The following is a 12,314-nucleotide window of genomic DNA, read 5'->3' as shown; positions in this document are numbered from 1 at the left end:
TATGAGAGAGACCGAGAAACCTCCAACAGCTGTCTAGTGAACGGGAGTGCTCAACACGGGCTCGGCGTCGCCGTCGGCGGCGCCGGGCTGGGTGGTGGGTGTTGCGTCCTTGCGGGAGGCCAGCGGGAGCTCCTTGATGAAGAAGGCCACCACCAGCGCGACGATCGTCACCGGGACGCCGGCCAGGAAGACGTCCTGCAGGGACTGGACGTAGGACTCGATGATCGGGCCCTTGAGGGTGGGCGGCAGCGTCTTGATGAACTCGACGTTCTCGATCGCGCCTGGTGGGATGCGCGACATCACCTCGGCCGGCAGCGCCTGCGCGACGTAGTGGGTCAGCCGGTCGGCCAGGATCGCGCCGAAGATGGCTGCACCGAGGACGCCGCCCATCTGACGGAAGAACGTGGTCGCCGAGGTCGCGGTGCCCATGTCACGGAAGTTGACGGAGTTCTGCACGGCCGTCGTGATCGTTTGCATCGTGAAGCCGAGGCCGAGCCCGAAGAGGTATTCGTAGAGCCCGATCTGCCACATCGAGGTGTCGCTGTGCAGCGTCGACATGAGGTATTGCGCGAGCGTCAGGACCGCGGCACCGAGGATGGGGTAGATCTTGTAGCGGCCGTTGCGCGTCATCAGCTGGCCCGACGAGATCGACGACGAGAAGATGCCGGCCACCGCCGGCAGCATCGCGAGGCCGGAGATCGTCGGCGACTGACCCTTCACGACCTGAAGGTAGAGCGGGATGTAGAGCATCGAGCCGAACATCGCCACGCCGGCCAGGAAGCCGAAGAGGTTGCCGGTGCTGAAGACGGGGTTGCGGAACAGCCGCAGCGGGATGATCGGCTCCGTCGCCCGCGACTCGATGAGGACGAACAGGGCCGCGAGCACGACGCCGGCGCCGACCAGCACGAGTGCCCAGGTCTCGGTCCAGCCGTACTGCGTGCCGCGCCAGGAGAGATAGAGCACCAGGCTCGACACCGCCGCGACGATGGCCGCCGCGCCGAGGTAGTCGATCTTGTGTTCCCGCTTGACCCGCGGCAGCTTCAACGCGACCGACGTGACGACCAGCGCGGCCGCGCCGATCGGGACGTTGATCCAGAAGATCCAGCGCCAGCCCGGGCCGTCGGTGAACCAGCCACCGAGCAGCGGACCGGCCACCGACGAGACGCCGAAGACGGCACCGAAGAAGCCCATGTAGCGGCCGCGTTCGCGCGGCGGGATGACGTCGCCGATGACGGCCATCGCGAGCGCGAACAGGCCACCGCCACCGATGCCCTGCAACGCCCGGAACGCCACGAGCTGGGTCATGTCCTGCGAGAAGCCGGCCGCGAGCGAGCCGACCAGGAAGATCACGATCGCGGCCTGGAAGATCGGGCGCCGGCCGTAGAGGTCGGAGATCTTGCCCCACAGCGGCGTGGCCGCGGTGGACGTCAGGAGGTAGGCCGTGACCACCCACGCCAGCTTGTCGATGCCGCCGAGCTCGCTGGTGATCCGCGGCAGCGCGGTGCCGACGATGCTCTGGTCGAGCGCGGCGAGCAGCATGCCCGCCATCAGGCCGCCGAGGACGACCAGGATCTGCCGGTGGGAAAGGTAGTTGGGGCCGTCACCGGCGACCTGGGCCGGTGCCCCGGCCGCCTGTGGTTGTGACTGAGGTTCGCTCATCAACAGCTCTCTGTTTCGTGTTCTTCCAAAGTGTTGGCAAGTCGGGTGAGCATGCGCTCGAACGCGACCACGTCGTCGCAAGCCCAGCCCTGGAGGACTTCGGCCAGCCGAGCCCGGCGGCGTTCGAAGGACTCCTGCAGCACGCGGTGCCCGCTGGCGGTCGCCGCCAGCTGAGTGGCGCGTCGGTCGTCGGGGTCGGTGGTGCGGGTGACCAGGCCGGCCTCTTCGAGCGCGCGAACCTGGCGGCTCACCGTCGAAGCATCGAGATGAAGTCTGCCAGCGAGCTCCGACAGTCGTACGGATCCCGCGCACTGGAGGGTGTGCAGCAGCCACATCTGACTCGGCTCGACCGACTGGTCCTCGACGCGTTTGACCAGGCGCAACGTACGCATCAGCGCGATCAGGAGGGCCTCGGAGGTGTCGCGTACGGCGTCGTCGGCCGCGGGCGCGTTCGGGTCCAGATCGGTTGGTTGCACCACGCAAGCATACGCACTTGCTTGTATCAAGCAAATAAATTACGGAGAGCGCAGGCTTCAGCGCTTGTCGAAGTCGGGGCCGTACTTGGTCGCCGCGTCGGTCTTGATCGCGGTGACCTGGGCGGTGAAGTCGGCCCGCTTGAAGCCCGACGAGTGGCGGTACTCGTAGGTCGCCGTCAGTGAGAACGGCGCGGTGACGAACGCCGGCGTCGGCGTGTCGCTGGAGTGACCGGTCTTCCACGGCACCGACGTGAAGTTGCGCCGCCTGAGATAGCAAGGATCGAGGGCCCTCATGCTGACGTCGACCCAACGGTGCTTGATCAGGTCGAACGCCTTACCGGTCTCGGTAGCGGTCTGCGCGTCGAGCGAGGCGAGCAGCGCAGTGACCTCGCTGGTCAGCGCCGCCACCCACGAGCCACCCGCGACCAGAGCGCGCTCGGCCACCAGCGTGCCGAGGTAGTTGGAGCACAGGTCCTCCGGCGAGAACGACGAGTTGTGCGTGCCGAAGGCGACCAACGCGCTCCCGCACTGATCCTGCCAATAGGAGCTGATCTCGTGGCAGAACGTGTCGTCGAACGCGATCGAGCGGGCCAGCGTCAGCCACTCACTCGCCGGTGCCGCGCCCGTCAGTTCGGCCTCGCCTTCGGTGCAGCGGATCTTGGTGCCGGACGCGCCGCCCGCCTTGTGGATCTCCTGGTAGACCCACCCGGTCAGGTCGGCGGCGTCCCACAGGTGGCCGAAGTCGACGAACCCGGCCTTGCCGGTGTAGACCGTGCCCGCCACGCTGGCGGTGTATCCACCGACGGTCGTCGCGCCGCGCAGCGATCCGGACTCCAGCAAGCAGCAGGGCCGCCCGCCCAATCCGGCCGTCGGCGGGCCGGCGAGAGCCGGGCTGGGCGGGCTCGGTGGCGCGACCGCCACCGGAGGAGCCACCGGCGGCGGTGCGGCCGGCGCGAACAGGTCGAGTTTCGCCCACGTGTGCGACCCGATCCGGCCGTCGTGCTCGGCGGGTACACCGGGGAACACCTGCTTCTGGAACGCCAGGACGGCGCCGAACGTGCCGTTGCCGAACTGGCAGTCCTCCCGCAGCGGCGCCCCCGGCAGTCCGGAACGGCCGGCCGAGACCTCGGCCGCGTGGTAGGCGTTGAGCCTGGCCTGCGCGTTGCGTACCGCCGAGTCCACCGAACCACGGACCAGCAGCTTCGGCCGGGCCGCCGGCGCGACCTCGACATCTGGGCACGGCCCCACCGCTTCGGCCAGCCCAGCCGGCTCCACATCCTCCGCGAACGAAAACGTCGTTCCCCGCATGGCTTCCTCCCATTCCGCAACTTCCGCCACACCCCGTGCGCCGCACGCGTCACGTGCCGTGAGTGCGATCTGCCCGGCCGCCCGTAGCCCGGAAGCGAGGGCGCCCTCCATGTAGCCGTAGAACCCCGGCGACGCCTGCTCGCCCGCGAAGAACAGCCGCCCCCGGAACGGCTTGCTCAAGGCCTTCGCGATCGTCGTGACCTGCCCCGGCGCCGGAATCGAGTAGCCGGTCCTGACCCACGGCTCGTTCGGCCAGTCCACCAGCAGGCTTTTACGCCCAGGCTGTGTCTTGTAGCCCTTGTAGAGCACCTCGAGCTCGTCCTCGTAACGACTCGCCGTCAGGACGTACTTGCTCCCGGAGTAGACCGACAGTCCAGCGCCCTTCGCCGGCTTGTGCTGGTTGTCGGTGCCCTCCCAGACGCTGCCGATCGCGTCGGACAGGACGCTCGGCGCGAGCCCCAGCTTCTTCCAGAACTCCGTGTCGAACGCGTTCAGGTGCTTCACCGCCGGCCCGTGCGCCATCGTGAAGTCGGCGGGCCGGAACGCAGGCGTCGAGTCGATCCGCGGCCAGACCTGCGGTGCGGTGGTCAGCACGACATAGTCGAACGTCTCGATCACCGAGGCGGTGCCGTTGTCGTAGCCGACCCGGACCTTGTCCGAGTCGACGCCGATCGCTATGACGGGGCTGTTCAGCCGTACGTCCGGAAGGCCCTTCGCCAGCAGGGTTCCGAGCTGCTCGTTGCCGCCCCGGCAGCGATGCGTCTCGGTGCTGTTCCAGTAGCCGAGGTAGTCGCCCTTGAACGCGTGCGCGCTCACCGCCGCGAGCAGTCCGAGGTAGCTCTGCCGGTCCAGTGGCGCGCACTGGTCGTTCTCCAGCACGAACTCGAACAGGCTCCGCGCGATGCTCGGCTTCGGCCCGAACATGTCCGCCTCACTGATGCGCTGCGCGACGGTCTTCGCGTCCAGCGCGGCGGCGTCCGTGGCGTTCCACGGCGCGACCGCGCTCACCTTCGCCGCCTCCGAGCCGATCGCCTTCTGCACACGTACGATCTCGCGGCGGGCATCGGCCAGCTGCTTGTCGGTGAGCACCGCACCGCCGAGGATCACCCTTTTCTTCAGGGGTTTGTAGTCCTCGGTGACCTCGTCGAGCGTCAGCTTGAACTTCTTCGCCAGCAGGTTCCACGTGGGATGGTTCTCACCGATCAGCTCGGCGCCGGCTTCGAGCACCTTGCCGGGAATCATCGAGGTGTCGGTACGCACCCGTCCGTTCAGCATCCCGCTCGCCTCGAAGACCGTGACGCGAAAGCCGCCGTCGTGCAGGCTCCACGCGGCCATCAGCCCGGCGAACCCGCCGCCGATCACCGCGACCCGGAAGTCGGACGGTGAGCATCCCGGCTTGCCGCCACCGTGCGTGGCGCAGAGCGAGTCGAGCTTTCGCAAGGTCTGCGGGCCTACCACGGGATCGTTCGGCTCGATCCGGTGCTCGGTCTTGAACTGGACGACGGCCGCACCCGTCTCCCGCCCGAACGAGCCGTCCGCGCCGTACTTCGGCATCGGAAAGCCGGCCGCGACCAGCTGCTCCTGCACCTTGCGCACCGCGGAACCCTTGCTGCGTACGGGAGCCGGGTAAGGGCTGGTGCCGGGTGCGCCCAGCCGCAGCCGGCCCGCCAACACCGCGGCGAGGTCTGCGTCGCCGGAGAAGCTCGGACAACGCAGGCCGCCCTGCTCGGCGACGGTCTCCTCGCCGGCCTCGGCCGTCCGGGCGCCGATCGCCGCGTGGCCGGAGCATCCGCATGGTTGGTTCATCTGTGTGCTCCCCGTCAAGCTCTCCAGTACACGAGCCGGGTCGAGATAGCCGTGCCCGGCCCGCAGCGCGTCGCTGCCGTCGCCGAAGGGATCGCAGCCGGCCAGCAGCAGGCGCCGGGTCTCCTCGATCGTGAGCTTGCGCCGCGCGGCCTCGAACAGCAACGCGATCGTCCCGGTGACGGCCGGTGCCGCCATGCTGGTGCCGGACATCCGCCCGTACAACGGCCCCCGGCTCGGCCCGGACTGCCGCGACCGTGTGGCCAGCACCATCACTCCCGGTGCCACCAGGTCGGGCTTCGCCCGGCCGTCCCTGGTCGGGCCGGAGCTGCTGAACGCCGCGATCGCGCGGCCGGGATCGTGCGCGTCGTACGCGCCGACCGTCAAAGTCCTGTGCCCGTTGGCGATCGTGCCGATCGTCGTACGCGCGTCGGCCGCATCCCTGGGAAAGCGCGACTGGCAGCTGCGGCAGGCGTTGTCGCGTTCGATCCACGCGTGGACCCGGCCGTCCGGCACGTCCTGCGCGGTCAGCGTGAAGCGCCAGCGCTCGATGCCGGGCACCGGCTCGAGGTAGGCGACGACCTCGCGGTCGTGGTTGTTCGGGTCCTCGGCGCGGTGGAAGACGTGAGCGAGCACGCGACCGTCCCGCTCGATCTTTCCCTGCTCGCCGAGCGGTACGACCGTACGGTGCCGCCCGTCAGGTGTCGCGAGCTCGACGAGCAGACGATCGCGGCCGGAGTACCACAGGTCCACCTCGTTGGGCGTCCGGTCGCCCGCGTCGACCTCGACCTCGAACTCGTGAACGTCACCAGCCCGAAGCTGCCACGACAGGTGGCCCTGGCGCTGGAAGTAGTTGCCGCAGCTCTGCACGATCGCCCGGCCCGGCGCGGCCGTGAGCAGGTGGTCCATGGCGAGCTCGACCAGCGTGTGCCCGGTGTGCTCGCCGGCCATCCGGCCGAGGCTGAGGTTGATGACGCAGGGCCGGTCGCCGGCGGTCCGGAGGATGAAGTCGATCGCCTCCAGGAGCTCGACCGAGTCGCCGAGCGGCGCGGCGCCTGAGCTGCCCTGCTTGGCCAGGCTGACGACGACGATGTCGGCCGCCGGTGCCATGCCGGCCGGACCGCCGCCCCGGCCGTTACCGCACGCGATCCCGAGCGTGTGCGTGCCGTGCGCTCCGAAGCCCGCGTCGAAGTCGAGCGGGTCGTAGCCGAGCGAGGTGTACGGATCGGGAGTACGCAGCGCCGCGTTGATCGCAGACGCGTCGAGGATCCGCCCGTAGCCATACGGCTCCGCCAGTCCGAACGCGGCGGGCCGCTGGTCCCACAGCGCGAGCAGCCGGGTCCGGCCGTCCCGCCGGCGGAGGTCGGGATGGGCGATGTCGCAGCCCCAGTCGACCGAGCCGATCACGACGCCGCGTCCAGCCGCCGTCAGTCCCGGCGGCCGGATCCGATCGGTGGTACGCCGGGGCTCCGCCTCGGCCGATTGGGCGGGCTCGACCGAGGCGGAGGCTTGGGTGGGGGCTTGCAGCGGACCCGGGACGGACCCGACGTCGAACCCGACGGGCTCGACGTCCGGGCGGTATGAGCGCGGCGCCTTCACGCTGAGCGTGGCCGGGTCGGACCAGAGCTCGCGGATCGCCTCCCGGCGTACCCGGGCGGTCGCGATGTCGCCGAAGCGGCACACGATCCGCGCGGCTCGCGGGTGCGCCGCCGGGTCACGAAGCCGCAGGAGTACCGCGACCTCGTCCCGGGGCGCACCGCTTGCCGCCAGGCGATGCAGCGCCGGGTCCATCAGGACCTGCGCTGCGTGGAGCTCGACTTGCGAGCTGGGTGGTCCTTGTCGTGCTCCGAGAGCGCGTCCAGGATCTCCTGCTTGCGGGCCTCGGCGCTGTCGTCGGACTCGAGTGTCTCGAGCTTGCCGACCACTTCCTGCTTGCGCTGCTCGGCGGTGTAGTCCGTCTCGACGGTGTCGAGCTTGTCGAGCACGGCCTGGTTACGGGTCTCGGCACTCACGTCGGTCTCGGCGAGCGCCACCTGGTCGAGGATCTCCTGCTTGCGCGCCTCGGCATCGGCGTCGGTCTCGACGGTGTCGAGCTTGTCGAGTACGGCCTGGTTGCGTTCGGCCGCGGTCGTGTCGGTCTCGACGGTGTCGAGCTTGTCCAGCACGGCCTGGTTGCGCTGGGCCGCGGTCGTGTCGGTCTCGACCAGTGCGAGCGCGGCCTTGATCTCGGCGAGCTCCTGGCCGATGTTGAGCGGGATGTCGGGGTTCTCGACGATGAACAGCTGGACCGTCGAGCCGCGGTTGGCGGCGGTGTTTCCCGCCGGGTCCTGGCTGAACACCGTGCCTTCGGTGCCGTCGGCCTCGACCTGCCTCGCGAGGACCTTGAAGCCACGGTCCTTCAGCGCCTGCTCGGCGTCGGCCTGGTCCTGCCCGACGACATCGGGTACGGCGACCGGCGTCGCGGTACCCGCGCCGCCGATGGTGATGCCTGTCAACGCCATCGCGTCCACCCCCTACTTGTTCTGCCCGAGCAGGAGAACCAGCAGCAGCAACATGGTCGTGTCCATCCCGCCGGCCTGGCCGGAACCGCTGCTGCCTCCGTACCCGCCGGGCATCAGCAGCAGCAACGGCAGCAGCAGGCTGAGCTGGTTGCTGGACTGGGTGACGACGTTGACGGTCTTGCCCGAGTCGTCCGTCGCCTCCACGGTCTGCTGGGTCAGCAGCGGCAGCAGGATGAGCAGCATCTTGGTCTGCTGCAACTCGGCACGGATTCCGTCGGTGCCCTTCTTGCGGGTCAGCATCTCCTTGCGTACGGTCGTGCCGATCTTGTCCTGCTCGACGGCGATCGTGTTGGTACGCGACTCCAGTGCCTTGACCGCGTTGCTCAACGTCTCGATCTTGCTGTCCAGGCTGCGCGCGGCTTGCTGCACCTGGCCCTGGCTGGCAGCGGTCGGCGCCTGCCGTGGAACGAAGCTGCTCTGCCGGGCAGGCGTACGCAGCGAGGCCGGCCTTCGCCTGGCCGCCTCGCCGAAGTCGTCCTCGTCCAGTCCGTAGTTCTCGAGCAGGCCCTCGAGGTCGAGGTCCTCGTCGATTCCGTTCATGAGCGGGTCCCTTCGCGGGTTCTTTGGTTGGTTCGGTCGATGCTGTCCAGCCCGCGGAGGCGGACGTGCACCCTTACAGCGGGCATCACGAGCCGTTCGAAGCCCGCTGGGTCCGGCGGCATGAAGCCCGGTTGGCCGCGGCCCCGGCACCACCGGCAGCCGGTCGCGGTGCCGAAGCAGGCCGGGCAGGCGCCGAGCGCGGCGCCTACCTCGTCGAGCAGGCCGCGCAGGCCTTCCAGTTCTGCCGTCAGGTCGTCGAAGTGCCGCCGTACTGCTTCGGAGCGCTGGCGGCGCTGCTCGTCGCGCTGCACCTCGGCCTCGGTCTGCAGGTCCAGCTGTTCCTGCTCGTCGAGGTCGTTCTGGAGCTGCTCCTCGCGCTGGGCGAGCAGCTGTGTCATCTGCTGCAGCTGGGGGTTTCCCTCGGCCAGCTTGGCGATGGTGTCCTGCATGCTCGCTCCACCGGTGAGCTGCTGCTGCAGGAGCGCGAGCATCTGCTGCTGGTCGGTCATCGGTTCACCAGCCGGGCGTCTCGTACAGCGCGAGCTCGTCGGCCTCGTCGTAGTAGGCCTCGAAGTCGTCTGTTTCGTAAGGGCCGTAGGGGTCGTCGGCGTCGGCGGACATCAGCTGCAGCAGGCGGGCCGCCCGCTGCTCGGGGTCCGACGGGTCGACGACCGGCGTACCGGTGGAGTCCAGCAGGTAGCCGGGGATCGCTTCGGCCGCCTCGTCGTCGATCGCCTCGGCCGCGGCTGCCTGGGCCAGCGCGGCCAGCAGGTTGGCGAACGCGCTGGCGGGCACGGGGGTTGCCTGCGGGCCGACGGGCACAGGCACGTTGCTGCCGCGTGCGAGTGTCTGCATGGCGTTCGGTGTCTCCTGGCGTTGCAGGAAGCCGAGCAGGTTGGCGATGCCCGAGGGCGCGGTGCTCTGGCCGGCTAGCAGTCGAGGGGGAGCGGCCGGACCGGCTGCTCCGCCCGCACTGCCGGGGACGCCACGTCCCGTGAGCGCGCCCGCGGTGTTCACCACACCGGACAGCACGTTGCCGACATCGCGGGCCGTGCCGCTGCCCGTGCGCTGCAGTACGGCACCGGTCGCGCCGGTGAGACCTCCGATCAGCGCGCCGTACGGGCCGAGCGCGCTGCCGGCCGAGGCGCCCCGAAGGGCGCCCTGCGCACCGGTGGCCACGAACGGCGCGGCCTGCTGGGCGAACTTGCCCACGTCCTTGGCGACACCGCTGAGCGCGTTGCCCAGGCCACCGAACAGTTCCTCGTACTCTGCCGGCGTGACGCCCTCGCCGAACGCCGACTCGAACGCGGCCTCCAGTTCGGCGTCGGTCAGCGAGGCGAACCTGGGGTCGAGGACCTCACGCAGCCGGGGATAGTACGTACCGGCGAAGCTCTCTGTCATAAGCGGTGAGTCTAGGAATAGCCGATGCCCGGAAACCTGAAGCGAATTGTCTATTTGGCGCTGAACCAAAAGATCTAGACCCGAGGACCCCTTTGGCTGTGGGCATTTGTGGTCTACGCTGTTTGCGCTTGGGGAGGGACACGGGGCGGATGATTTGTATTTTGGTTTTGGGGCCGGTGCGTATTCACCGGGAGGGACTGGCTGCCGCACTGGAGCAGCACAGAAAAGTCGATGTCGTAGGCGTTGCCGGCTCGGCCGAGGAGGCCACCTTCCGGTTTCGCGATCGCTGTGTGGACGTGGTGCTCGCCGACGCCTCGACGTCGGCAGGCGTGCGTGCCGTACGCACGTTCGCGGAGTCGGAGCCACACGCGAAGTTGGTCGCCCTCGCCAGCCTGGACGACAGTCAATCCATCGTGGACTGCGCCGAAGCGGGCGTTTCGGGATTCGTCGCCAACGACGGCACGCTCGATGATGTCGTGTCCGCCGTCGACGCGGTCGCACGTGGCGAGGTGGCCTGCGCGTCGAAGGTCGTGGCCACGCTGATGCGCCGGGTCACGACCATCGCCCGGCAGCGGGTCGACTCGAACCGGCTGACCGGCAGAGAGCGCGAAATTCTCATCTTGATCGACCACGGCATGTCGAACAAGGAAATTGCGGCCAAGCTCTACATCGAGGTCAGTACGGTCAAAAACCACGTACACAATATCTTGGAGAAGCTCGGCGCCCGGCGCCGCTCGGAAGCAGCCGCCCGGGCGCGCGAACAATTCATTCCAGGTTGATTCGCGTGTGATCCTAGTGTGAATCGCAGTCGAGGGCTTCGGCGTCCTCGGAGAACGGGCTTCCCTTCGGCAGTACGTACGTCACGTACAGCACGACCGGTTCCGTGCCGAGGTTGCGGCCCACGTGCACGGCACGGTGCCCGTCGGGCTCGACGAACGAGTCGCCCGCGTGCGAGACCTCCGTCGAGCAGTCGCTGAGCGTGCGGGTGAGCGTTCCGGACTGCACGACAGCGATCAGCGGGCCGTCGTGGTAATGCCAGCCGGTGGTGCCGCCCGGCTGGATCGTGATCATGCGCACGGTGACGTCGGTGTCGCCGCGGCTCTTCAGCTTGATGCCGTGTGGAGCGTTGCCCGCGGCCAGAACTTCGGCGGTCACGCCGGACGGCGGTGTGGCGAGGGCGGCTCCCGGTACTGCGGCCAGCGTCGCGGCGCAAGCGCCGGCCACGAGGAACTTACGGACTCTTCCCACGGGTGGGTCTCCTTCAGCGAGAGCTCAGGGTCATCGGCAGGCCGTTCTTCGGTCGCAGCGTAATGGCCGGCACGACGTCGATCCGATGACCCGCCACGAGTCGCGGCGCCCACGCGCGGCCGAGCGTCGCCAGCAGCAGAACGCCTTCCAGCCAGGCGAATCCGCGCCCGACGCACAACCGCGAGCCGATGCCGAACGGGAGGTACGCACCGCGCGGCTGGCCGGGTGCCGACTCGTCGAACTCGCCGCCGCCGGTCAGCCAGCGTTCGGGCCAGAACGATCCCGGCTTCGCCCAGAACCGCGGATCGTGGTGCATCGCCCACTGGCTGGCGACGCACAACGCTCCGGCCGGCAGCGTCCAGCCGTCGAGCTCGATGGGGCGCAGCAGCCTGCGGCCCAGGATCCACGCCGGCGGGTAGAGCCGCATCGCCTCGGCGAGCACCGCCCGGGTGCGGGGCAGACCCTCGTACACCAACGGCTTCTCGTCGATCTCCGCATGCCACCAGGTCGCGACCTCGGGGTTCTGGTCGAGCAGCAGCCAGGTCCAGGCGAGCGCGTTGGCCGTCGTCTCGTGGCCGGCGAGCAGGAGCGTCATCGCCTCGTCGCGGGCCTGCTTCTCGTCCATTCTCGACGCGAGCACCGACAGCAGGTCGTTGCCAGGGTTCGCCTGCTTCTCCTCGACCAGCCTGCGTACGAGGGCGTCCAGCCGGTCGACGGCCGCGAACCGGCGGCGGTTCGTCGGCGTCGGCAACCCCAGCAGGAAGTCGGCGCCTGGCAGCAGATGGCGGGCGAACCCGCTGAGCAGGACGTCCAGGCAGGCGGCGACCTCTGCGGTCTCACGTACCAGCTGCCGGCCGAACAAGGCGTGCCCGACGACGGTCAGCGTCAGCGCCGACATCTCGCGGTGGATGTCTACCCGGGTGTCTTCCTCCCAGCCCGCGGACACCTCGCCCGCGGCGCTGGTCATCAGGTCGCGGTACGCGTCGAGCTGGTCGCCGTGCATGGCGGGCTGGATCAGCCGGCGCTGCCTGGCGTGCAGCTCGCCCTCGCTCGTGAGCAGGCCGTCGCCGAGCAGCAGCTTGATCTTCTCCATCGACCGGCCCTTGCGAAGCGCCCGGCCGTTCGTCACGAACAGCTCCGTGATCAGGTCGGGATGGTTGAGCAGGTAGACGGAGTGGCGGCCGATCCTGGTGGCCGCCAGCCGGGGGTAGTCGCGCGCGAACCGTTCCAGCGCCGACGTCGGGCTGCGGCGCGACAGCCAGCCGAGATAGAGCAGCGGGCCGGACGGACCGGGCGGGAGCGCTGTCGGATGGGCCAT

Annotated in this window: 10 protein-coding genes; 1 reads left to right on the top strand and 9 read right to left on the bottom strand. The window is 69.3% G+C overall.

Annotation, left to right across the window (positions count from 1 at the left end):
- Positions 1–33 precede the first annotated feature (33 nt).
- From ACYVF6_RS27170 to ACYVF6_RS27140, 7 genes are read right to left on the bottom strand one after another with little or no spacing between them, the layout of a single operon-like run.
- Complete coding sequence (locus ACYVF6_RS27170) at positions 34–1,659, bottom strand: MDR family MFS transporter (RefSeq protein ID WP_460525389.1); 1,626 nt, start codon at positions 1,657–1,659, stop codon at positions 34–36.
- On the bottom strand, positions 1,659–2,135 hold the full coding sequence (locus tag ACYVF6_RS27165; RefSeq protein WP_460525388.1) for a MarR family winged helix-turn-helix transcriptional regulator: 477 nt from the start codon (positions 2,133–2,135) through the stop codon (positions 1,659–1,661). The genes ACYVF6_RS27170 and ACYVF6_RS27165 overlap by 1 nt, the downstream gene beginning before the upstream one ends.
- Positions 2,136–2,192: 57 nt before the next feature.
- Positions 2,193–7,037 carry a DUF4056 domain-containing protein gene (locus ACYVF6_RS27160; RefSeq protein ID WP_460525387.1) on the bottom strand — a complete coding sequence of 1,615 codons (4,845 nt, stop codon included), beginning with the start codon at positions 7,035–7,037 and terminating at the stop codon, positions 2,193–2,195.
- Positions 7,037–7,747 (bottom strand): PASTA domain-containing protein, encoded by a 711-nt coding sequence (locus ACYVF6_RS27155; protein WP_460525386.1) that lies wholly within the window; start codon positions 7,745–7,747, stop codon positions 7,037–7,039. The genes ACYVF6_RS27160 and ACYVF6_RS27155 overlap by 1 nt, the downstream gene beginning before the upstream one ends.
- Positions 7,748–7,759: 12 nt before the next feature.
- Positions 7,760–8,347 (bottom strand): hypothetical protein, encoded by a 588-nt coding sequence (locus ACYVF6_RS27150; RefSeq protein ID WP_460525385.1) that lies wholly within the window; start codon positions 8,345–8,347, stop codon positions 7,760–7,762.
- Positions 8,344–8,856, bottom strand: coding sequence for a hypothetical protein (locus ACYVF6_RS27145; RefSeq protein WP_460525384.1), 513 nt, complete (start codon positions 8,854–8,856; stop codon positions 8,344–8,346). Before ACYVF6_RS27145 ends, ACYVF6_RS27150 begins: the two co-directional genes overlap by 4 nt.
- Before the next feature lie 4 nt (positions 8,857–8,860).
- Positions 8,861–9,748 (bottom strand): hypothetical protein, encoded by an 888-nt coding sequence (locus ACYVF6_RS27140; protein ID WP_460525383.1) that lies wholly within the window; start codon positions 9,746–9,748, stop codon positions 8,861–8,863.
- Positions 9,749–9,876: 128 nt separating this feature from the next.
- On the opposite strand from ACYVF6_RS27140, the gene ACYVF6_RS27135 reads away from it, so the two are divergent.
- Positions 9,877–10,527, top strand: coding sequence for a LuxR C-terminal-related transcriptional regulator (locus ACYVF6_RS27135; RefSeq protein ID WP_460525382.1), 651 nt, complete (start codon positions 9,877–9,879; stop codon positions 10,525–10,527).
- 13 nt (positions 10,528–10,540) lie between these two features.
- On the opposite strand, the gene ACYVF6_RS27130 is transcribed toward ACYVF6_RS27135, so the two are convergent.
- A complete protein-coding gene (locus ACYVF6_RS27130; RefSeq protein WP_460525381.1) occupies positions 10,541–10,996 on the bottom strand; it encodes a cupin domain-containing protein in 456 nt (151 codons plus the stop codon).
- Positions 10,997–11,009: 13 nt separating this feature from the next.
- Entirely contained in the window at positions 11,010–12,314 is a 1,305-nt protein-coding gene (locus ACYVF6_RS27125) for a cytochrome P450 family protein (RefSeq protein WP_460525380.1), read from the bottom strand.

It is taken from the genome of Flindersiella endophytica (assembly GCF_054779015.1).
Note: the sequence above shows the minus strand (reverse complement) of the source record. Positions and strands in the feature narration are given on the sequence as shown.